This is a genomic window from Ideonella sp., assembly GCF_044358605.1.
In the GTDB taxonomy this organism is placed as follows: Bacteria; Pseudomonadota; Gammaproteobacteria; order Burkholderiales; family Burkholderiaceae_C; genus Ideonella.
This window is the reverse complement of the sequence record NZ_JBIKNQ010000004.1, coordinates 20,409-42,356: the sequence shown is the minus strand read 5'-3', so window position 1 is coordinate 42,356 and position 21,948 is coordinate 20,409. Positions and strand designations below refer to the sequence as shown.

Below are 21,948 nucleotides of genomic sequence, written 5' to 3'. Positions count from 1 at the left end.
GCCAAGTACACGACGCAGACGACGAGAACGGCCAAGCCCTGAGGGGTTTGGAGCAACGGCCCGCTCAGAATTGCAGTGACAGATCGATTTTCTTCGCTCATTTATGTCATTACCCCCATATAGGGCGCCGTTCCCGGTCATCTGCATTCTCGCGGCGGTCGGCGGTCACGTCCTCCCTCATTTTCACGACCCCGACACATTGCCGCACGCCCTTGTTGTCGTATTCACCGTCACACAGGCAGGACTGGCTACCCCACCGCCCATGCATACATCCGCGTATCCCGCAGCCGCCCCTGCACGTTGAAGCGCTCCTTGCGCAAGGTACCTTCCCAGGCAAAGCCCGCCCGCTCCGCCAAGCGCCAGCTTCGCTCGTTGGCGTCGTCCGCGGTCAGGAACACGCGGTTGGCTTTCAGCGTGTGTTGGGCGTATTCGGCCAAGGCGCGCACGCCTTCGGTCATCAGGCCTTGGCCGCCCCAGCCGCTGCGGCCCCAATAGCCCACTTCGAAGCAGCGGCGGTGCCAATCGGCGTTGTGCAGGCCGCTGCCGCCGACCAGGGTGCCCTTTTCTTTCAAGAAAAAGAAGGCCATCAGGTCTTCGTTCATCAGGAAGCGCGCATAGGCTTTGCGGCAGCTTTGCTCTGAAGCCTCTAGCGTAGGCGCGGGCGTGACCCAGCCCAGCCAGGGGCTGAGTTGCGGCAGCGAGTCGAGAATGGCTTGATTGAAGGCAGCACCGTCGTCCGGCTTCGCCACGCGAATGAGGAGGCGCGGGGTCTCGATTTGCTCGGGCAGGTGATCAGCCGCTGACAACAGCATCACCGCCGCTTTCACCGTCACCCTCACCACCTGCTGCGCCCTGCGCCAGCAAGACCTGCAGGCCGGCTTCGTCCAGAACGGCAATACCCAGCTCGCGGGCTTTGTCCAGCTTGGAGCCGGCTTCTTCACCGGCCACGACATAGGTGGTCTTTTTGGAGACCGAACCGCTGACTTTGCCGCCGGCCGCTTCGATCAAGGCCTTGGCCTCGTCGCGGCTCAGTGTAGGCAGTGTGCCGGTGAGCACCAGGGTCTTGCCCAGCAGGGGGCGGGGGGCATCGCTGGCTTGGGCCTCGATGGCGGGCCAGGTCACGCCGCAGGCCATGAGTTGCTCCACCACTTCACGGTGGTGCGGCTGGTCAAAAAACTGGCGCAGGCTGGCGGCCACCACGGGGCCGACGTCGGGCACTTCGAGCAGCTCTTCCACCCGGGCATCCATGATGCGGTTCATGTCGCCAAAGTGCTTGGCCGTGTCTTTGGCCGTGGTCTCGCCCACATGGCGAATGCCCAGCGAAAACAAGAAGCGCCCCAGCGTGGTGTGTTTGCTGGCCTCAATGGCGGCTACAAGATTGTTGGCGCTCTTGTCGCCCATGCGCTCCAGGGTGGCCAGGTGCACAAAGCCCAGTTTGTAGAGGTCGGGCAAGGTGCGCACCAGGCCCGCGTCTACCAACTGGTCCACCAGCTTGTCGCCCAGGCCTTCGATGTCCATGGCACGGCGGCCGGCAAAGTGCAGCAAGGCCTGCTTGCGCTGCGCCGGGCAGGTGATGCCGCCGGTGCAACGCCAATCCGCCTCGCCCTCTTCGCGGGCAATGGGGCTGGCGCAGACGGGGCATTGGCCGCTCAGGCGTTTGTAGAGGTCAAAGGCCTCGCCGACGTCGGCCGGGCGCTTCTCCAGCACCACGCCCACCACTTCGGGGATGACATCACCCGCGCGGCGCACGATCACCGTATCACCCACGCGCACATCTTTGCGGCGGGCTTCGTCTTCGTTGTGCAGGGTGGCATTGCTGACAGTGGTGCCACCCACAAACACCGGCTCCAGCTTGGCCACGGGTGTGAGCTTGCCGGTGCGGCCCACCTGGATGTCGATGTCCAGCAGGCGCGTCATTTGCTCTTGGGCTGGGTATTTGTGGGCCACGGCCCAGCGCGGCTCGCGGCTGACAAAGCCCAGGCGCTCTTGCAGCGCCCGCTCATTGACCTTGTAGACCACGCCGTCGATGTCAAAGGGCAGCGCATCGCGCTGTTGGCCCATGCGGGTGTGGAAGGCCACCAGCTCGTCGGCACTGGCCGCCACGGTGCGGTGCTCACACACGGGCAGGCCCAGCGCGGCCAGGGCGTCCAGCAGGCCGCTGTGGGTGGCAGGCACGGCCCAGCCCTGCACCTCGCCCAGCCCGTAGGCATAAAAGCTCAAGGGCCGCTTGGCGGCAATCGCGGGGTCGAGTTGGCGCACCGCGCCCGCGGCCGCATTGCGCGGGTTCACAAAGGTCTTTTCGTTTTTGGCGCCCGCGGCGATCAGGCCGCGTTGGCGCTCGTTCAGCGCGTCGAAATCGTCGCGCCGCATATAGACCTCGCCGCGCACTTCCAGCACGGGTGCCTCGCAGCCTTTGAGGCGAAGGGGGATCTGGCCAATGGTGCGAATGTTTTGGGTCACGTCCTCGCCGGTTTCGCCATCACCCCGCGTGGCGGCTTGCACCAGCACGCCGTGCTCGTAACGCAAATTAAGCGCCAGGCCGTCGAACTTCAGCTCGGCCGCATAGGCGGGGCTGGCCTCACCCTCAGCCAGCGCCAGCTCGCGGCGCACGCGGGCATCAAAGGCTTGGGCACCACCGGCGGTGGTGTCGGTCTCGGTGCGGATGCTGAGCATGGGCACGGCATGGCGCACGCTGGCAAAGCCGTCCAGCACCTTGCCGATGACGCGCTGGGTGGGCGAGTCTGGCGTCAACAGCTCGGGGTGCTGGGCTTCCAGGGCTTGCAGGGCTTGGAAGAGACGGTCGTACTCGGCGTCGGGGATGCTGGGCGCGTCCAGCACAAAGTACTGGTGGGCATGGTGCTGCAGTTGGGTGCGCAGCTCGGCAGCGCGCTGCTGGGCCTCTGGGGGCGCATGGGTGGAGAACAGGTCAGACATCCGCCCAGTGTAGAGGCGCTGAGCAGGCCCTATTCCGTTTCCAAATCATTCGTGTCTAGGCGCGAAGCCGAAGACAGTGCAATAGCACGGCGAGGCGAAGCAACAACAACACGGATGATTTGGAAACGGAATCAGAGGCTGCGGCCGCTGTAGATGCAAGCACCTTCGATGCGCTTGATGTGCTCGACCAGCGGCTGACGCGCCGGGCTCGCCCAATGCGGGTGGTCGAGGTCGGCCACCATCAGGCGCAGGGGCATGTCGATCTGCTCGTCCAGGGCTTGCCACCAGTGCTGTGGGTCGGGCTGCGGCACGCCGCGCTTGCGCTCCACCACCAAGAGGTAAAGCGACCAGCCTGCAGCTTGGCTGACCGTCCGCTTCAACAAGAACGCTCGGCCCACGGCGGGCTCGCGGCGCAGCACGTCCAAGATGGGGCGCAGCACGCGCGGGCTGAAGCTGGGCACGCTCAGCTCGACCCGGCCACCAAACTCATACAGAGCCTCCAAGGCCTGCTGATCCTGGGCTTCTAGGGCTTTGCGCACCGGGCGCAGGTCGGCCAGCGCGGCAAAGTCTTCGCCCGCTTCGTAGGCGTCTTCCAGACGGCGGGCGGCCGCCACAGCCCACTCCGACTGGCCTTGTTGCGCCAGGGCCTCAAGCCGGGCCAAGCCAGACTCGCGCATTGCGGTGCGGCTTTGGAGACTGGTGGGGTCGCTGGCTTCGTCCAGCTCCAGGCAGGCCATGAGGTAGAGGGGCTCGCCCGCGTGCGGGTGTTGGTCCAAGAGCAGTTGCAACTGCTGGCGCGCGGCCAAGCGGCCTTCCAGGCGCCAAGCGGTGCGCGCCCACAGCAGGCGGTCGGGCAGTGGCAAGCCTGGGCCTTGGGCCTCTTCTTGGGCCAGGTCCTGCAGCAAAGCCGCATCGCGGCGGGCCAGGCGGTAGCGCGTGGCCCAGGTGATCTCCACGTCCTTGCGCCATTGCTCATCGGCCCAGTGCAACCATTTGGGCAGGGACTTGGCGCACAGAGCGTCTGCGGCGCAGTGCAAGGGCCGCGCGGGCAATAAGGGCGCGGTTTCGGTGGCTTGGATACGCTCTCGCAAAGAGGGGTGGGTATCGTCGGCGGCAGGCACCCGGCGCAATGACTCGCGCAGCCAGTGCTCGGCCTTGGGGTGCACAAAGGCCTCGCGCATCTGCAGGCGCATGTCCCTGAAGGGGCGGCCGGTGGGCACGGGCTCGGTGTGCGCCGGGCGCAGCATGCGCGGCCAGAACACCTCGTCCAGATAGCGCTGCTGTACCGCCATGATCATCAGGCCCTCGGCCACCGGCTTGGCGCCCATGGCCAGGCGGGCCAGCACGTCCGCTTCGACCTCTTGCTGCCGCGAGAGCACAAAAGCGCGGGCGTTGAAGCGGGGGAAGAAATAGTCAAAGAAGAGTTGCAGCGCAGCGTCGCCCAGCCAGACACCGCCGCCGGCATCGGCCCGCGACTCGGCCAGCCGGAACCAGCTGCGCCGGGTGCGGTAGATCCACGCGCCCAGCTTGCCGTGGCTGCCGCGCAGGTGGCCGCATTCATGCGCCACCACAGCAGCCAGTTGCTTTACATCCAAGGCCATCAGCAGCGGCAGGCCCAAGACCAGCACATTGCGGTGCCAGCCCAGCAAGCCCAGGCGGGGCTGCTGCAAGATGGCGGCGTTCAGCTCGGTGTCCAGCACCACCAAGTCGGGGCTAGGCACGTGGCAGCGTTGGTGAACCTTGTCGATCAGCTCAAAGAGCTTGGGGGCGTCACTGCGCTTCAACACCCGGCCTGGCAAGGGCTGCTGGCGCAGCCACAGGGCCGCCAAGGTGGACCACAGCAAAGAGGCAAAGCCCAAAGCCCACAGCAGGGCACTGAACTGGAAGGGCTCATTGAGGAGGTGGCCGACCGCAAAGGCCAAACCGACCATGGCCAAGAGCAGCAAGGCCAAGATGGCGAACTGGCCCAGCACAGCCCACAGGGCCGTCACCGCCGTAAAACGACCCGGCGCATGGCGCGCACGGTGGTCGTACTCGGTGACCAATTGTTTGAACTTTGACTCTCGCATCCCAACGCCCCGCGCCACAAACCACGGCCCGCCCGGGCAGGTCGGCATCATTGCACCAGATGCAGGCTTTTTCGCTTGGGCCAAACGAGGAGGGACGAAGTGCGCGCGACTTCCATCACGTCAGATCAGGCCTTGCCGACCCACTCGGCGCCAAGGATCAGCTGAACAAGCGCCGCGCAGCCGTGCTGCCCGCCGCCAGGTCACGCGACTCCAGCGCGCGATAGAGGCGCTGCATCTCTTGGCCGATGGCGGCAAAGGCGTGCAGGGTGATGGGTTGGGCTTCGTCGTCCACCAAGGTGGCGTCCAAGTCGTCGGCCAAACGGCGGGCAGACTCATGCCAGGCCGCAAAGGGCTCGGCGCTTTCTGGCGTTTGGGGCACGTCCAAGCTCAGGGTCAACTCGCGCAGCGCGGCATGGCCGGGGTCGTCGGCCAAGGCCGCGTTGTGGTCAAAGCTCAGCACCAGCATGGGTGGCGCGCCCTCCTCGTTGGACGGCATCACCAAACGGCCAGGCACCGAGCCCGGTACAAAGCCGTGGCGACCTGCGCACTGCTGGATATATCCCACACTCCAAGCGACGGAGTTGGAGACCAATACCGCCCCGAGTTGGGCGTCGTGCTGGCTGGAGAAGGCGTCGAGCTCGCGGGCGCGGGCCACCACGTCCAGCATGTCGGGGAAGTCCACGCCGGCACCGATGGCGTCGGCAAAGGCTTGGATCTTCTGCACAAACTCGGAGTACTCGATCTCGTTGACGGCGCCTTGGCGGTTGGCCATTTGCAGGCCTGCCTGAAATTCTCCGTAGCGCTGGCCCGCGCGGGGGAACTCCCATTCGCCCGTCTCAGCGTTCAGGCCTTCGATGTGAAAGGGCTTGCCGCCGGCACGGCGCGTGGGCGGCATGTGGGCCAAGACCATGTCGCCACTGACAGGCTGCTCCGGGGTGAGGGTGGCAATGGCGTCAATCAGCGCATCAATGCGCGCGGCGCGGCGGGTCACGGCCAGGTGGCGCAGCGGCATGTCGGGCAAGGCGGTGGCCTGCTCCAAAGCAGCGTCGTCACCCAAGCCGGTGAGCGTGGGCTCCAGGCGGGGCGATTCGCCGGCCTGCGGTTGCGGCAGGCGCGGCCCGTTCTTGCGGGCTGCCCAGGCGCTGTGCACCACGACAGCCAAGAGAACCAAGCCAGCCAACATGGCCAGTGCGACGGTGAGGGTCATGCCAATCTCGTCAGTTTTTGTGTGTCTGGGTCAAGAGCCTACCTCAGCCCGCTTCCATCAAGCCCACAGCCGCATCCATGTCCACAGCCACAATGCGGGAGACGCCCTGCTCTTGCATGGTCACGCCGATGAGCTGCTCGGCCATTTCCATGGCGATCTTGTTGTGGGAGATGAACAGGAACTGCGTGCCAGCCGACATCTCGGCCACCAAGCGCGCGTAGCGCTCGGTGTTGGCGTCGTCCAGCGGCGCATCCACCTCGTCCAGCAAGCAAAACGGTGCAGGGTTGAGCAAGAAGATGGCAAACACCAGGGCGATGGCGGTCAGGGCCTTTTCGCCGCCCGACAGCAGGTGGATGGTGGAGTTCTTTTTGCCCGGGGGCTGTGCAATCACCTGCACCCCGGCGTCCAAGACTTCGTCGCCCGTCATCATCAGCTTGGCCTGCCCGCCGCCGAAGAGCTTGGGGAACATGGCGCCAAAGCCTTCGTTGACCTGGTTGAAGGTGTTCATCAGCAGGTCGCGGGTTTCCAGGTCGATCTTGTGGATCGCGTCTTCCAGCGTGTTGATGGCGTCGGTCAGGTCAGCGTTTTGCGAGTCGAGGAAGGTCTTGCGCTCACGGGCAGCGGTCAGCTCATCCAAAGCCGCCAGGTTGACCGCCCCCAGCGAGGCGATTTCGCGGTTGATGCGGTCGATCTCGCCTTGTAAGCCCCAGAGCTTGACGCTGCCGTCTTCGATGGACTTGGCCAGGGCTTCCAGGTCGACCTCAGCGGCCGTGAGTTGCTCCAGATACTGCGCACCACCCAGTTGCGCAGCCTGCTGCTCCAGTTGAAGCTTGGTGAGTTGCTCGCGCAGCGGCTCCAGGCTGCGCTCAAAGGCCAGGCGTTGCTCATCCGCCGCCTTGAGACGGGCCGACAAGTCGTCGTACTCGCTGCGCGTGGCGGCCAGGGCTTGTTCTTTCTCGACCTTCAGCGCCAGCGCGTCTTGCAGGCCGGCTTGAGCGGCTTGGTCGTTGAAGCTGCCCAGCTCCAACTGCAACTGCTCGCCCGACTGTTGGTTGGCGCGCATCTGCAGCTCGGCCGTCTCAATGGCGCGCTGCAACTCGGCCTGCCGTGCCACCAGGGCCCGGGCTTGGAACTGCGACTCTTGAGCCTGGCGCTCCAGGGCCCGCAATTGCTCGCGCGCTTCGGCCAGCTTGCGCTCGGCCTGGATGACGGCCTCGTCCAGGTCGGCATGGCGCTCTTGGGTGGTGGCCAGTTGCATGTCCAGCTCTTCAAAGCGGGCCTCGCCGGTCATGCGGCGCTCGGCCAACTCTTCCATCTGGGCATCGATCTCGAAGATCTCGTCATCAAGCTGGCCCCGGCGGCTGCTGGTGGCCTCGGCCTGCTGGCTGAGCTGCAACACCTGCACCTGCAACTGATGCGCGCGGGTTTGGGCCTCGGCGGCTTCTCGGCGGGCCGAGCCCAGGCGCTGCGAGGCCTCGGTGTAGGCGGCTTCAGCGCGCACCAGGGCCAAACGGCTGTCTTCGGCAATCAGGGCTTGGGCACGCACCTGCTTGTCGAGGTTCTCGATCTCTTGGGCGCGGCCCAGCATGCCGGCTTGTTCAGAGTCGGGCGCATAGAAGCTGACCGCAAACTGCGACACCGCATGGCCCTCGCGGGTCATGATGACCTCGCCGTGGGTCAGGCGGTTGCGCTGGGCCAGGGCTTCGTCCAAGTTGGTGGCGGTATAGACGCCCTCCAGCCAATCCGTCAGCAGTCCCTTCAGACCGACGTCATGCAAACGCAGCAGCTCTGAGAGGCGCGGCAGGGTTTGATGCGAGTCGGACACCGCCGCTTGCGGCAAAGAATAAAACGCCAGCTTGGCCGGAGGTGCGTCGGCCGCGAAGGCCCGCACGATGTCCAGCCGGCCCACCGCCAGCGCGTTCATGCGCTCGCGCAGGGCCGATTCCAGCGCCACTTCCCAGCCTTGCTCCATGTGAATCTGGGTCCACAGGCCCGGCAGGGTGTCTAGCCCGTGCTTGGCCAGCCAGGGCTTGAGCTTGCCTTCCGTCTGCACCTTTTCTTGCAACGCCCGCAGGGCTTCAAGGCGGGCGCTCAGGTCGGACTGCTTGGCCGACTCGCGGCTGACCGTGGCTTGCTGCTGGCGGCGTTGCTCGTCGAGCTGAGGCACTTCGTCGCTGAGTTGACCCAGGCGCGCCTCGGACTCCGCCAGCACCTCGTCGGCCATTTGGCTGTCAGCCCGCAAGGCGCCCAGGCGCTCGGTGTCGGGCGCGGCCAAGCCGCTGCGCTCGGCAGCCAAACGTTCACGCCGGGTACGCAGGCTGCGGCTTTGTTCTTCCACATTGCGGCTCTCTGCCGCCAGCACCTGGATCTGCTGCTGCACCACGGCCACTTGGGCGCGCTGCTCATTGGCGCGGCCTTGGGCGGCCCGCACCGCATCTTCTTGGTTGGGCAGCTGCATCCCCTGCTCTTCAGCCTGGGCTGCCAACAGCTCCGAGCGCTCTTCGGCCGTGGCCATTTGCTCGGCAATGGTTTCCAGCTCAGCCTGAGCTTGGGCGCTGCGGTCGGCCCATTGGTTGTTTTGCAATTGCAGCTCGGCCAATCGCGCCTCGGCGCGCTGGCGGCCCTCCACCACATAGCGGATGCGCTCTTCCAGGCGCGAGACCTCCAACTGCGCTTGGGCCAAGTCGCCTTGGCGCAGGTGCAGGGCGTCGGACGCTGCATAGTGGGCTTGGCGCACGGTCTCCAGCTCGGCTTCCACGTGACGCAACTCGGCCAAGCGGGCTTCCAGGGCGTTCGTGGCCTCCAAGTGGGCCAAGCGCACGCGCTCGCCTTCGCTGGTCGCATCCCGGTGCTTCAAGAACCACAACTGATGCAGCTTGAGCGTGCCTGCATCTTGCAAGCTGCGGTACTGGCTGGCCACCTCGGCCTGGCGCTCCAGCTTCTCAAGATTGGCGTTGAGCTCCCGCAGGATGTCTTCCACCCGCGTGAGGTTGTCGCGCGTGTCGCGCAGGCGGTTTTCAGTCTCGCGGCGGCGCTCTTTGTACTTGGAGACACCGGCGGCTTCTTCGAGGAACAAGCGCAGCTCTTCGGGCTTGGACTCGATGATGCGGCTGATGGTGCCCTGGCCGATGATGGCGTAGGCGCGTGGCCCTAAGCCCGTGCCCAGGAACACGTCCTGCACGTCACGGCGGCGCACAGGCTGGTTGTTGATGAAGTAGCTGCTCGTGCCGTCTCGGGTGAGTACCCGCTTAACGGCAATTTCAGCGTACTGGTTCCAACTGCCGCCAGCGCGGCCGTCTTCATTGCTGAACACCAGCTCCACGCTGGCGCGGCTGGCCGGCTTGCGGTTGCCCGAGCCATTGAAGATCACGTCTTGCATGGACTCGCCACGCAATTCGCTGGCCTTGGACTCGCCCAAGACCCAGCGCACGGCGTCCATGATGTTGGATTTGCCGCAACCATTGGGGCCAACCACCCCGACCCGCTGCCCGGGCAGTTGGAACGTGGTGGGATCGGCGAAGGACTTGAAGCCCGAAAGCTTGATTTGATTGAGCCGCATGAAAACCTGAGTGGCACGAGTCCAGCAAGGGCCGCCTCCCAAGGCAGGCCCGCCATCTCGGCTCTAAGTCATTGATTTGTATGCAGAAATCGCCACTCCGGCGACACACATGTCAGCCTAGGATGATACCATCGCGCCCACACAACATTCCCTATTGCATTCGCAAGCTCAAGCCATGGCCCGCGCCCCCAAGACCAAAACTGCCGCCGCCCCCAGCCAACGTGAGATGCCGGTGAACCCACCGAGCCGCCCCTCTAAAGAGCTGCATGTCTTCCCCAACCCGGCCCCCGAGCGGGATTACCTCATCCAGTTTCAGGTGCCCGAGTTCACCTGCCACTGCCCGCTGACCGGCCAGCCCGACTTTGCGCACTTCACCATTGACATGGTGGCCGACAAGCTCTGCGTCGAGCTCAAGAGCCTGAAGATGTACATGTGGAGCTTTCGCGACGAAGGTGCTTTTCACGAAAAGGTGACCAACGACATCTTGGCCAAGATCGTCGCCACCACCCAACCGCGCTATGCGCGCATCACCGCACGCTGGTATGTGCGCGGCGGCATCTTCACCAATGTGGTGGCCGAGCACCGCAAAAAGGGCTTCAAGGGCGACAGCGTGGTGCCCACGCCCAGCCTGCCCACCGCCACCGGCCTGCTTTGAACGGCTGAGGGCTCAGGATGGGCGCTCTGTTTGAGCTTCAGCCGTATCAAAAATACGGCGTCACGGTGCGGCGCAGCGCCATCGACGGCTTTGGCGTGTTTGCCACCGAGCCGGTGCCCAAGAACCGCAAAATCGGCGAGGTGCGCGGCGAGACCATCAGCGTGGCTGAAGGCCGCCGCCGCGCCGCGACGCTGGAGCGCATCATGATTGTCGAGGTCTCGCACAAGACCGCGGTTGATTTGGCCGCCTCCACCGACCCCATGCGCTTCACCAATCACTCGTGCCAGCCCAATGGGCGCCTGAGCATCCGCGATGGGCGGATTGAGTTTTGGGCCATCAAGCCGATTGCGCCCGAGGAAGAGATCACCGTCAACTACGGTGAGACCCACCATGAGGGGCGGCTGACTTGCCGCTGCGGCGCACCGGGCTGCGTGGGCAGCCTCTAAGACTTTTCTGGCCAGAGGGTAGAGAGGTCTTTGCCCCGGAGGCTGCCGCCTTGCTTGTAGAACAAGGCCCAGTCGTCGATGGCGGACCCGTCTGCAAACAGGCACAGGCCCATCTCACCGGCTGCCGCGCCCCGCGCGCCCCAATGAACAATGGTGGTGCTGGTGCCGCCAATCTGGTAGCAGTAGTGCGCGGCCGGGCTGCCCCCGCCTTTGGCGTCAAAGGCCACCGGTTTGAGCCACGCCTTGACCGCCTGCGGGGCTTGCGGCGCCGCCAAGGTACGCATGGACACCCCCAGCTTGGAGCCATCGGCCGCGCGCCACTCGCACGCCGGCAGGCGGCCGCGTTGGTCAAACTGAGCGCGGGCGGGCTCCTTGAGCGGGGTGCGCAGGGTCCAGATCACTTCACGGCCGCCGCTGGCCTCGCAGCGTTCAGGTCCGGTGGGCGCGGGGGCTGCCGGCTTGGGCTTGGCCGCTCGCGCAGAGGGCCAAGAGCCAAGCGCTGCGATCAGCAGCAAAGCGCACAGCACCTCCTGACGCGTAGGCCGGGACCGAGCAAGGATGCCGGGTCGCGGCCAGTGCGTGAAAAGGTTCATCTGCGCATCATGCCGCAATGCGAGGGGCGCCGTGGGCATTTCGTGCAGCCACAGGCCAGAGAAGCGGGATGGGTGTCGGATAATCCCGCCACCATGAATCCCCTGCTCGGCCGGCTGAACGCCTACCCCTTTGAGCGCCTGCGTGCGCTGACCCGCGACATCACCCCCAATCCGGCCTACAAGCCCATCAGTTTGGGCTTGGGCGAACCCCGCCACCCAGCGCCGGCCTTGGTGGAGCAGGCCCTGATCGCCGCCCTGCCCGGCTTGTCCAACTACCCCGCCACGGCTGGCGAGCCCGTATTGCGCGAGGCCTGTGCGGATTGGGTTCAAAGCCGGTACGGCGTGACGCTGGACGCCAAGACCCAAATCTTGCCAGTGCAGGGTTCGCGCGAAGCGCTGTTTTCATTGGCGCAAACGGTGATCGACGCCACCCAGCCCGGCGCCACCGTGCTCTGCCCCAACCCGTTTTACCAAATTTATGAGGGCGCGGCCCTGCTGGCCGGGGCGCAGGTGGCGTTTGCTAACTCAGACCCCCAGCGCAACTTTGCCTGCGACTGGGGTCAGGTCGATGACGCCACCTGGGCGCGTACCCAACTGGTTTATGCCTGCTCGCCCGGCAACCCTACGGGCGCGGTCATGCCGCTGTCGGAATGGAAAACGCTGTTTGAGCTGAGCGACCGCTATGGCTTTGTGATCGCGTCGGACGAGTGCTACTCGGAAGTCTATTTTGGTGACGAGCCGCCCCTGGGCGCGCTGGCCGCCGCCAAGGCCTTGGGCCGCCATGACTTCAAGCGCTTGGTGGTGCTGACCAGTTTGTCCAAGCGCAGCAATGTGCCGGGCCTGCGCTCAGGTTTTGTGGCGGGTGATGCCGATATCCTCAAGGCCTTTTTGCTCTACCGCACCTACCACGGCAGCGCCATGAGCAAGACGGTGCAAATGGCCAGCGTGGCCGCTTGGCGCGACGAGGCCCATGTGGTGGCCAACCGCGCCGCCTATGCCACCAAATTTGCCCAAGTCACCCCGCTGTTGGCACAGGTCTTGGACGTGGCCTTGCCGGACGCCGCCTTTTATCTCTGGGCCGGCGTGCCCGGCGGGGATGATGTGCGCTACAGCCTGGAGTTGCTGGCTCAATACAATGTCGCAGTGTTACCCGGCAGCCTGCTGGCCCGCGAGGCCCACGGCATCAACCCTGGTGCCGGGCGTATCCGCTTGGCTTTGGTGGCTGAGATCGATGAATGCCGCGAAGCCGCTGAACGCATGGTGCGCTTCACACAAGACTACGCGGCACGCTGCGCCGCTTGATGGCCGCACGGCGACAGTCCCCTCTTTTTCTGCTCTCCCCTTCCCACACGACCATGACCCATCCTCTGCAAGCCCTGATCGACACCGCCTGGGAGTCGCGCACCACCCTCAACGCCAGCACGCATGGTGAAGTGCGTGAGGCCGTGAACCAAGTCATCGCTGACCTGAACGCTGGCCGCCTGCGCGTGGCCACCCGCGAAGGCGTAGGCCAGTGGACGGTGCATCAGTGGCTCAAAAAGGCCGTGCTGCTGTCCTTCCGCCTGAACGACAACAAGGTCATGCGCTCGGGTGACCTGACCTACTTTGACAAGGTCGACACCAAGTTCTCGCACATGAAGGAATCCGACGTGGCCGCTGCTGGCGTGCGCGTGGTGCCCCCGGCCGTGGCCCGCCGCGGCAGCTACATCGCCAAGGGTGCGGTGCTCATGCCTTCTTACGTGAACATCGGCGCCTATGTCGATGAGGGCACCATGGTGGACACCTGGGCCACCGTCGGGTCTTGCGCTCAGATCGGCAAGAACGTGCACCTCTCGGGCGGCGTGGGCATTGGTGGCGTGCTGGAGCCGCTGCAAGCCAACCCCACCATCATCGAAGACAACTGCTTCATCGGCGCTCGCTCAGAAGTGGTTGAAGGCGTGATCGTCGAAGAGCACTCAGTGCTGGGCATGGGCGTCTACATCGGCCAATCCACCCCCATCTTCGACCGCGCCACCGGCGAGATCAGCTATGGCCGCGTGCCCAGTGGCTCGGTGGTGGTCAGCGGTAACTTGCCTAAGAAAGCGGCCAACGGTGCCGACTACAGCATGTACGCTGCGATCATCGTCAAGCGCGTGGATGCACAGACCCGCTCCAAGACCAGCATCAACGAGCTGCTGCGCGACTGAGCGCTAGCCGTCCAGCGCCTTTTTTTGCCCTCTCTTCACAAGCTCCGGAGAACACCGCCATGAACATGCAACGTGTGCTGCACCTGATGGCCGAAAAAGGCGCTTCGGACATGTATCTCTCGGCCAATGCGCCGGTGATGCTGAAGATCAACGGGCAACTGCTACCTGTGACCGACCATGTGCTGGCGCCGCAAGACCCGCGCACCATGCTGGCCGAGATCTTGACACCGCTGCAGCTTGAAGAGCTGGACCAAGAGGGCGAGCTGAACATGGGTTTCGGCATCCAGAAGGTCGGCAGCTTCCGGCTCTCGGCCTTCAAGCAGCGGGCCTCGGTGGCGGCGGTGATCCGCTGCATTCCGGTGCGCATCCCGTCCATCGACACCCTGCATCTGCCGTCGATTTTGTCCAGCCTAGCGCTGGAAAAGCGCGGCTTGGTGCTGATGGTCGGCGCCACGGGCACCGGCAAGAGCACCACCATGGCCTCGATGCTGGAGTGGCGCAATCAACACCTCTCCGGCCACATCCTGACGATTGAAGAGCCGATTGAGTTTTTGTTCTCGAACAAGCGCTCCATCGTTAACCAGCGCGAAGTGGGCCGCGACACCCAAAGCCTGCATGTGGCCCTGAAGAACGCGCTGCGCCAGGCGCCAGACTGCATCATGATTGGTGAGATCCGCGACCGCGAAACCATGACCCAGACCATCTCGTATGCGCTCTCGGGCCACTTGGTGCTGGCCACCCTGCACGCCAATAACAGCCACCATGCGCTGGGGCGTATCTTGTCCTTCTACACCCCAGAGGCCCGCCCAGCGCTGCTGGCCGACCTGGGCGCTGCCGTCAAAGCCATCGTCTCGCAGCGCTTGCTGCGCGCCACGGCCGGTGGCCGCGTACCTGCGGTGGAAGTGTTGCTCAACTCCAAGCTGGTGTCCGAGATGATTGAGGCGGGTGACTTTGGTGGCGTGCGCGACGCCATGGAGCGCTCGCTGGCCGAAGGCTCACAAACCTTTGAGGAAGACATCGCCCGGCTGATCCACGAAGATGTGGTCTCCCAAGAGGAAGGGCTGCAATACGCCGACTCCCCGACCAACCTCTTGTGGCGCTTGCAAAACGAAACCTTGCCGACCTCGCGGGTGGTGCCACCTAAGCCCGAGCCGGAGAGCCCGTCGTTCACCGAAATCGCGCTGGATGTGGTGCCTGAAACCGGCACCGTGCCTTACCGACGCTAAGCCTGCTGCATCCACCTCATGACCGCCACGCTGCGTCTGGTCGAAGACCTGCTCACCCGCCCTTCCGTCACGCCCGCTGACCACGGCTGCCAAGCCCTGATTGCCCATCGGCTTGCGCCCTTGGGCTTTGTCTGCGAGCACCTGCCCTTTGGGCCAGAGACCTTCAGGGTGGACAACCTTTGGGCCGTGCACGATGCAGGCGTGGCCGGGCCCACGGTCGTCTTTGCAGGCCACACCGATGTGGTGCCCACCGGCCCGCTGGCCCAGTGGCACAGCGAGCCTTTTGTACCCACCTACCGCGACGGCAAGCTTTATGGCCGGGGTGCGGCCGATATGAAGACCTCGGTCGCGGCCATGGTGGTGGCCGCTGAAGAGTTTGTGCGGGCCCAGCCCCAGCACACCGGCCGCATCGCCTTTTTGCTGACCAGCGACGAAGAAGGCCCTTCGGTGGATGGCACGGTCAAGGTGGTTCAACACCTGCAAGCCCGGGGCGAAAAGCTCGATGCCTGCATCGTGGGCGAGCCGACCTCGGTCAGTGCTTTGGGTGATGTCATCAAGAACGGGCGGCGCGGCTCGCTCTCGGGCAAGCTCACCGTCACCGGCGTGCAAGGCCATGTGGCCTACCCGCAGTTGGCCAAGAACCCGGTGCACCTGGCGGCCCCGGCCTTGGCCGAGTTGGCCGCCATCACCTGGGACGAGGGCAACGAGTACTTCCCGCCCACCACTTGGCAGATCTCCAACATCCACGCCGGCACCGGTGCCACCAATGTGATCCCGGGCGAGTTGGTGGTGGACTTCAACTTCCGCTTCTCCACCGCCTCCACCCCGCAAGGTCTGAAAGACCGCGTGGCCCGGGTGCTGGACCGCCACCAGTTGCAATGGCGCGTCGACTGGGTGCTGGGCGGCGAGCCCTTCCTCACCCCGGTGGGCAGCTTGGTCACCGCCTTGAGCGAGGCCATCCGCGCAGAGACAGGTTTGCAGACCGAACTCTCCACCACGGGCGGCACGTCTGACGGCCGCTTCATCGCCAAAGTCTGCCCGCAGGTGGTGGAGTTTGGCCCGGTGAACGCCACTATCCACAAGATCGACGAGCATGTGGCGGTGGACGCTATCGAGCCCCTCAAGAACATATACCGCCGCACCCTCGAAGCGCTGCTGAGTCCGCTTCAGCATCATCCGTGACGTCGTTGCTTCGCCTTGCCGTGCGACAGCACTGTCTGCGGCTTCGCGCCTAGCCACAGATGATGCTGAAACGGACTGAATCTCACGAGAAAGAACACCCATGACGGTGATCGAGCTGATCAACACCCAAGCCGCCCGCCTCACCGAGGCGGGCGTTTCGTTGGGCCACGGCACCACCAACGCTTTTGACGAGGCGGCTTGGCTGGTGCTGTGGGCGCTGAAACACCCGCTGGACAGCCTGGATGACGTCGCTGACACGGTCGTCAACGCGGACGATCTGAAGCGGGTGAACGACCTGGTGAGCCAGCGCATCAGCAGCCGCAAGCCCGCCGCCTATCTGACAGGCGAGGCCTGGCTGCAGGGCGTGCCCTTCACCGTGGACGAGCGGGTCATCGTGCCGCGCTCGCTGATTGCAGAGTGCCTGGCCGAGGGCAGCATCGATACCTTCTTGGGTGAGCACACGCAGCGGGTGTTAGACCTCTGCACCGGCAACGGTAGCCTGGCCGTGCTCTCGGCCATGGCTTGGCCCGAGGTCAGCGTGGTCGGTGCCGACCTGTCGACTGACGCCCTGGCCGTCGCCGCTCTCAATGTGCAACGCCACGGCCTGAGTGAGCGCATTCGCTTGGCACAAGGTGATGGCCTGGGCGCGGTGGGCGACGCGGTCTTCGACCTCATCCTCTGCAACCCACCCTATGTGAACAGCGCCTCCATGGCCGCCCTGCCCGCCGAATACCGCGCCGAGCCCGAGTTGGCCCTGGCGGGTGGCGATGACGGCATGGACTTCATCCGCACGCTGTTGGCGCAAGCGCCCCAGCACCTGAGCGAGCATGGCGTGCTGGTGCTGGAGATCGGCCATGAGCGCCCCTTCTTTGAAGCCGCTTTCCCCACCCTGGATGTGATCTGGCTGAGCACCAGCGCGGGGGATGACCAGGTGCTGTTGGTGGAGCGTGACGCGCTGTTGCGCGCCTAAGGCCCCACTCCCTTGCTGGATAATCTCATGGTGGGTACCATACCCACCATGAACAGCAAAGACCTGATCAAGCTGTTGGAAGCCGATGGTTGGCGCCTGCGCAGCAGCAAAGGCAGCCACCATGTCTTTACCCATCCCGCCAAAGGCGGCCACTTGAGCGTGCCCCATCCCAAAGAAGACTTGGGCACAGGCTTGGTTCACAAGCTGCTCAAGCAAGCCGGTCTGCGCTGAAGCAAGGAGTCCGTCGTGAAGTTCTTCATCGCCATCGAACCTGGGAGTGAGCACAGCGCCTGGGGTGTTGTCGTCCCCGACTTGCCGGGCTGTTTTTCTGCCGGTGACACCCTGGAAGAAGCCATGGACAACGCGCGCCAAGCCATCGACCAGCACGTCGAAGTGCTGATCGAAGATGGGCTGGACATTCCCGCCACCCGCCCCTTGAGCGTGTGGCAAGCTGACCCCGCCTATGCGGGTTGGGTGTGGGCGGTGGTGGATGTGCCCATCGAGAAGTACCTCGGCCCCGCTGAGAAAATCAACATCACTGTGCCGCGCCTCGTCTTGGCCCGCATTGACGACCATGCCAAGGCGCGTGGCCTGAGCCGCAGTGGCTTCTTGGTCGAAGCGGCGCGTGGTGCCATGCAGTCCTGAGTGCGCCCCTCTTCCAGGGCGACGACTCTCCATGATGCATAGGGCGGCACATCAGATTGCCGCTCGAGACTGATTGTCGAAGGCCTGATAGATGCGCTCGACGGTTTCGGCGCCTTGAACGTCCAGCACGGTGAGCCTATGCTCGACATCCCAGGTCGTGAAGGTCAGCGTGACCTCACGCCAGGTGTTCTCGATGCGAGGGTGGTGGCCCAAGACCTCCAAGGGCTGGACCAAGGTCTGTAGAAAAGCCATCGCATCAGGGAAGCTGCGTAAGCGCAACGATCGTTGCAGCGCTTGCTGCAGAGGCTCATCTTCTGGGCTACCGACTGGCGCCACCAGCCTCCAATCCGGCAGCGCTTTGAGCGCCTGCGCCACCTCCACAGCGCTCAGTGCTGACAGGCGCGGCGTTTCAGGCGGGGTCTCGGGCATGGCAAGGTCCTCGGCAATGCGTTGAATTTGCGGCGCCTGCATCACGCACAGGCCGCTCGCTCAAGCTGGGCGAGCCACGATAGCCGATAATCCAGCTCACCTTGCTCCAAGCCGCTTGTGCGCAAGCGCTGGTGCCACCGGCTTTGCAGCCCCCGCGCCCACCGCGCTGGATGCCTGCTGCCTCACCCTTGAAACCCCTTCCCTCCCCTCAGTGCCTCTGTGGCTCTGTGGCGGTATTCGCTCTTGAAACCCCGGCATGATCAGCCTTCGCAATTTGACCCTGCGCCGCGGCACCAAAGTGGTGTTGGACGGTGCCTCTGTCACCCTCAACCCTGGCGAAAAGGTGGGCCTGATTGGCCGCAATGGGGCCGGTAAGTCCAGCCTGTTTTCGCTCTTGGCCGGGCGGCTGCAGGCCGATGGTGGCGACTTTGAAATGCCGCCGAAGTGGCAGTTGACCGAAGTGGCGCAGGCCATGCCGGAGACCGAGGACTCGGCCACCGAGTTTGTGTTGCAAGGCGACATGCCGCTGATGCGCGCCCAAGCGGCCTTGGATGCCGCCTTGGCGGCGGACGACGGCAATGCCATGGCCGAAGCCTATGTGGCGCTGGAAGAGGCCGGCAGCTTTGACGCACGCGCCCGTGCGCAAGCGCTGCTGATGGGCCTGGGCTTCAAGAGCGAGCAGTTGGAAGCGCCGGTCAACAGCTTTTCAGGCGGTTGGCGCATGCGCTTGCAATTGGCCCGCGCACTGATGTGCCCGGCCGACCTGATGCTGCTGGACGAGCCCACCAACCACTTGGACTTGGACGCGCTGGTGTGGCTGGAAAACTGGCTCAGCCGCTATGTGGGCACGCTGCTGGTCATCAGCCACGACCGTGAGTTTTTGGACGCCATCACCAAGGTCACCTTGCACCTGGAAGACGCCAAGTTGACGCGCTACGGCGGCAACTACACCACCTTTGAAGAGCTGCGTGCCGAGCGCATGGAGCACCAAGCGGCGGCGTTTTCCAAACAGCAGGAGCGCATTGCCCACCTGCAGCACTTCATTGACCGCTTCAAGGCCAAGGCCTCCAAGGCCAAGCAGGCGCAGAGCCGCGTCAAGGCCCTGGCTCGCATGGAGAAGCTGGCCCCGGTGCTCACCGCCAGCGACTTCACCTTTGAGTTCCGCGAGCCGCAAAGCCTGCGCAACCCGATGTTGGCGATGAGCGACGTGATATCGGGCTATGCCGGCGCCAACCCAGACGGCAGCGACAAGCCGATTGTTCACGGCATCAACCGCACCGTGCTGGCGGGCCAGCGCATTGGCATTTTGGGTGCCAACGGCCAGGGCAAGTCCACCGTGGTCAAGATGATTGCGGGCATGAACCCCGCCCTGGCTGGCACCATGACCGAAGGCAAGGGCTTATCCATTGGTTATTTTGCGCAGCAGGAGATGGACCTGCTGCACGCCGACGACACGCCGCTGCAGCACATGACCCGCCTGAGCAAGACGCTGGGCATGGACGCGCGCGAGCAGGAGTTGCGCAACTTCCTGGGCCAGTTCCGCTTTGTGGACGCGATGGTGCACCAGGTCATCGGCACCTTGTCGGGCGGTGAAAAAGCGCGTCTGGTGCTGGGCAGCTTGGTGTGGCAACGCCCCAACCTGCTGCTGCTGGACGAGCCGACCAACCACCTGGACCTGACCACGCGCGAGGCGCTGTCCATGGCGCTCAATGAGTTTGAAGGCACGGTGATGCTGGTCAGCCACGACCGGGCCTTGCTGCGCGAAACCTGCGACGAGTTTTGGCTGGTGGCCGATGGCGCCCTCAAGCCCTTTGATGGCGACCTGGACGACTACCAGAAGTGGCTGGTGGAGCGCAGCCGCGAGGCCCAGCGTGCGCTGAACGAGGCCAATGGCAAGGGCGCCAAAAAGGCAGCCGCCGCCAACCCGCCCCCGGCGGCCGCTCCGGTAGCCGCTGCAGCGCCCACCGCCCAGGCAACAACAGCCCCCGCGCCGCGCAACGCCGACCGCAAGGCCTCGGCCGCCGCACGCCAACAACTGGCGGCCAAAACCCGGCCGCTGCGCAATGAGCTGAGCACCGCCGAGCAACGCATCGAGAAGCTGGGCAAGGAGCGCGACAGCATCGAAGCCCAGATCGTGGCCGGGGCCTTGAGTGGCCCCGACATGGCCGAAGCCGGCCGCCGCCTCAACCACATCGCCGCCGAGGTGGCGATGTTGGAAGAGCGCTGGCTGGAGCTAACCGGCGAGATTGAGGCGATCGAGGCCGCCGGCTGATCAAAGCTTGGGCGCAGGCATGCGCCCCAACACCGCCTCCAGCGCCAGGCCCAGGCTCAGCAAACGCTGGTCTGAGCCCAGTGGGCCGTCCAGTTCCATCCCCACGGGCAGCCCGGCCGCGTTCAAACCCGCAGGGACCGACAGGCCCGGAATGCCGGCGTTAGAGCCTGGGTCGGTGTTGCGGATGTAGGTGCCAAAGGTATCCACCGGCGGGCCGCCATTGACGCTGACGGTGCCGGAGCCCTTCACCAAGTCCATGGGGGTGGCGGCCAACAAGGTGGTGGGGAACAACAAGGCCTCGACCTTGTGCGTTGCAAAAGCATCGGCATAGAGCTTTTGCAGCGCAGGGCGATGGATGTTGATAGCGTCCGGATAAGCCGCGCCAAAGACATCGGCTTGAATGGCCCCGAAGGCGCCTTGCACGTCCGGGCTGGCAATGGCCGCAGCGATGCTGGCAATGCTCTGGCCGGTCAAGCCACTGGCCGCCAAGTAGGCGGGAATGTCGGCAATGGGCTCGTGCAGGGCGACCTGGAAGGAAATCAGGTCATTGGTGCTGAACAGGCCTGGGATGTCCATGTCCACCAGCACCGCGCCTGCCGCCGCCAGCTTGGCCTTGGCCGCCTGCGCTGTGGGGGCCACCGAGGCATCCAAACCCGCCCAGAAGGCTGCTGGCACACCCAGGCGAACCCCTTGAAGTGAGGCCGGCTGAGCCCGGGCGGTTTGGGTGATGAAAGAGTCGAGCAAGGCGACATCGGCCACCGTGCGCCCCAAAGGCCCCACCGTGTCTCGGGTGTGGCTGATGGGCATGACGGCGTTGGTGTCGGTGTAGCGGCGCTGCGCACCGCCATTGCCCACCGAGGGGCGCAGGCCCACCACGCCACACAAGGCCGCCGGCACGCGGGTGGAGCCGCCCGTGTCTGTGCCCAAGCCACAGGGCACGATGCCCGCCGCAATGGCGGCCGCCGTGCCGCCCGACGAGCCACCGGGAATGCGGGTCTTGTCGTAGGGGTTCTTCACGGGCTTGGCAAAACTCAGGTTGGTGCTGGTGATGCCAAAGGCCAACTCGTGCAGATTGGACTTGGCCAGCACGATGGCACCTGCGTCCGTCAGCCGCTTGAGCGACGGCGCGGTGGTGGTGGGCCGAGCGTTTTGCAGGCTGGGTGTGCCCGAGGTGGTGGGCATGTCGGCCGTATTGATGTTGTCCTTGACGACGATGAACAGGCCCGCCAAGGGCTTCAGCGACTTGCCAGCCTGGCGGTCTTGATCAATCTGCCGTGCAGCCGCCAGCGCCGCAGCTTCATTCAAAAAGATCAGGCTGTTGAGGTCAGCCTGCTGTTTTGCCCGGGCGATCAAGGCATTGGCGCAAGCTTCAGCGCTGAGCGTGCCGCGCTGCACCGCATCCAGCACTTCGGACGACGAGGCGGTTAAGGGGTCCGGAGCGGCGGGGTCTGAGCCTCCACAGGCCGAGAGGCTGGTGCCTACCAGGCCAGAGAGTCCCACCATGCTGCTGGCACGCAGAAAGCGACGACGAGAAGGAGAACGGGCGGGGGTGCGTGGGGAGGTCGACATGAGGGT

The 21,948-nt window shown here is 65.0% G+C and carries 18 protein-coding genes; 10 read left to right on the top strand and 8 right to left on the bottom strand.

Annotation, left to right across the window (positions count from 1 at the left end; all coding sequences use genetic code 11):
* Positions 1-248: 248 nt before the first annotated feature.
* The 5 genes from ACIQ3Q_RS02455 to smc form a co-directional block, all read right to left on the bottom strand.
* Positions 249-812: a GNAT family N-acetyltransferase gene (locus ACIQ3Q_RS02455; RefSeq protein ID WP_396267382.1), complete on the bottom strand. Its 564-nt coding sequence runs from the start codon at positions 810-812 to the stop codon at positions 249-251.
* Positions 793-2,934: an NAD-dependent DNA ligase LigA gene (ligA, locus tag ACIQ3Q_RS02450; RefSeq protein WP_396267381.1), complete on the bottom strand. Its 2,142-nt coding sequence runs from the start codon at positions 2,932-2,934 to the stop codon at positions 793-795. The genes ACIQ3Q_RS02455 and ligA overlap by 20 nt, the downstream gene beginning before the upstream one ends.
* 131 nt (positions 2,935-3,065) lie before the next feature.
* Positions 3,066-5,003 carry a M48 family metalloprotease gene (locus ACIQ3Q_RS02445; protein ID WP_396267380.1) on the bottom strand — a complete coding sequence of 646 codons (1,938 nt, stop codon included), beginning with the start codon at positions 5,001-5,003 and terminating at the stop codon, positions 3,066-3,068.
* 157 nt (positions 5,004-5,160) lie between these two features.
* Positions 5,161-6,210, bottom strand: coding sequence for a cell division protein ZipA C-terminal FtsZ-binding domain-containing protein (locus tag ACIQ3Q_RS02440; RefSeq protein ID WP_396267379.1), 1,050 nt, complete (start codon positions 6,208-6,210; stop codon positions 5,161-5,163).
* A gap of 43 nt (positions 6,211-6,253) precedes the next feature.
* Complete coding sequence (smc, locus tag ACIQ3Q_RS02435; protein ID WP_396267378.1) at positions 6,254-9,769, bottom strand: chromosome segregation protein SMC; 3,516 nt, start codon at positions 9,767-9,769, stop codon at positions 6,254-6,256.
* Between the two features lie 175 nt (positions 9,770-9,944).
* Between smc and queF the strand changes: the two genes are divergently transcribed.
* Together queF and ACIQ3Q_RS02425 are read left to right on the top strand one after the other, a co-directional pair.
* Complete coding sequence (gene queF / locus ACIQ3Q_RS02430) at positions 9,945-10,424, top strand: preQ(1) synthase (RefSeq protein WP_396267377.1); 480 nt, start codon at positions 9,945-9,947, stop codon at positions 10,422-10,424.
* A 17-nt stretch (positions 10,425-10,441) separates the two neighbouring features.
* Positions 10,442-10,870, top strand: a complete 429-nt coding sequence (locus ACIQ3Q_RS02425) for an SET domain-containing protein (RefSeq protein ID WP_396267376.1) — start codon at positions 10,442-10,444, stop codon at positions 10,868-10,870.
* Here ACIQ3Q_RS02425 and ACIQ3Q_RS02420 read toward each other — a convergent pair.
* Positions 10,867-11,463, bottom strand: coding sequence for a DUF333 domain-containing protein (locus ACIQ3Q_RS02420; protein WP_396267375.1), 597 nt, complete (start codon positions 11,461-11,463; stop codon positions 10,867-10,869). The two genes, ACIQ3Q_RS02425 and ACIQ3Q_RS02420, sit on opposite strands and share 4 nt — an antisense overlap.
* Before the next feature lie 93 nt (positions 11,464-11,556).
* Between ACIQ3Q_RS02420 and dapC the strand changes: the two genes are divergently transcribed.
* From dapC to ACIQ3Q_RS02385, 7 genes are all read left to right on the top strand, one after another.
* Positions 11,557-12,765 carry a succinyldiaminopimelate transaminase gene (gene dapC, locus ACIQ3Q_RS02415; RefSeq protein ID WP_396267374.1) on the top strand — a complete coding sequence of 403 codons (1,209 nt, stop codon included), beginning with the start codon at positions 11,557-11,559 and terminating at the stop codon, positions 12,763-12,765.
* 53 nt (positions 12,766-12,818) lie between these two features.
* Positions 12,819-13,649 (top strand): 2,3,4,5-tetrahydropyridine-2,6-dicarboxylate N-succinyltransferase, encoded by an 831-nt coding sequence (dapD, locus tag ACIQ3Q_RS02410; protein ID WP_396267373.1) that lies wholly within the window; start codon positions 12,819-12,821, stop codon positions 13,647-13,649.
* Between the two features lie 59 nt (positions 13,650-13,708).
* Positions 13,709-14,875 carry a PilT/PilU family type 4a pilus ATPase gene (locus tag ACIQ3Q_RS02405; RefSeq protein WP_396267372.1) on the top strand — a complete coding sequence of 389 codons (1,167 nt, stop codon included), beginning with the start codon at positions 13,709-13,711 and terminating at the stop codon, positions 14,873-14,875.
* A gap of 18 nt (positions 14,876-14,893) precedes the next feature.
* The gene (gene dapE, locus ACIQ3Q_RS02400) at positions 14,894-16,057 is read left to right on the top strand and encodes a succinyl-diaminopimelate desuccinylase (protein ID WP_396267371.1); all 1,164 of its coding nucleotides are present in this window, start codon (positions 14,894-14,896) and stop codon (positions 16,055-16,057) included.
* Positions 16,058-16,157: 100 nt separating this feature from the next.
* Positions 16,158-17,027, top strand: a complete 870-nt coding sequence (gene prmB / locus ACIQ3Q_RS02395) for a 50S ribosomal protein L3 N(5)-glutamine methyltransferase (protein WP_396267370.1) — start codon at positions 16,158-16,160, stop codon at positions 17,025-17,027.
* Positions 17,028-17,075: 48 nt separating this feature from the next.
* Entirely contained in the window at positions 17,076-17,258 is a 183-nt protein-coding gene (locus ACIQ3Q_RS02390; protein WP_396267369.1) for a type II toxin-antitoxin system HicA family toxin, read from the top strand.
* A 15-nt stretch (positions 17,259-17,273) separates the two neighbouring features.
* The gene (locus tag ACIQ3Q_RS02385; protein ID WP_396267368.1) at positions 17,274-17,672 is read left to right on the top strand and encodes a type II toxin-antitoxin system HicB family antitoxin; all 399 of its coding nucleotides are present in this window, start codon (positions 17,274-17,276) and stop codon (positions 17,670-17,672) included.
* Between the two features lie 51 nt (positions 17,673-17,723).
* Here ACIQ3Q_RS02385 and ACIQ3Q_RS02380 read toward each other — a convergent pair whose 3' ends face one another.
* Positions 17,724-18,101 carry a 4a-hydroxytetrahydrobiopterin dehydratase gene (locus tag ACIQ3Q_RS02380; protein WP_396267367.1) on the bottom strand — a complete coding sequence of 126 codons (378 nt, stop codon included), beginning with the start codon at positions 18,099-18,101 and terminating at the stop codon, positions 17,724-17,726.
* A gap of 256 nt (positions 18,102-18,357) precedes the next feature.
* On the opposite strand from ACIQ3Q_RS02380, the gene ACIQ3Q_RS02375 reads away from it, so the two are divergent.
* On the top strand, positions 18,358-20,373 hold the full coding sequence (locus ACIQ3Q_RS02375) for an ABC-F family ATP-binding cassette domain-containing protein (protein ID WP_396267366.1): 2,016 nt from the start codon (positions 18,358-18,360) through the stop codon (positions 20,371-20,373).
* Here ACIQ3Q_RS02375 and iaaH read toward each other — a convergent pair whose 3' ends face one another.
* Positions 20,374-21,942 (bottom strand): indoleacetamide hydrolase, encoded by a 1,569-nt coding sequence (iaaH, locus tag ACIQ3Q_RS02370; RefSeq protein WP_396267365.1) that lies wholly within the window; start codon positions 21,940-21,942, stop codon positions 20,374-20,376. It abuts the gene before it with no gap.
* Positions 21,943-21,948: the final 6 nt, after the last annotated feature.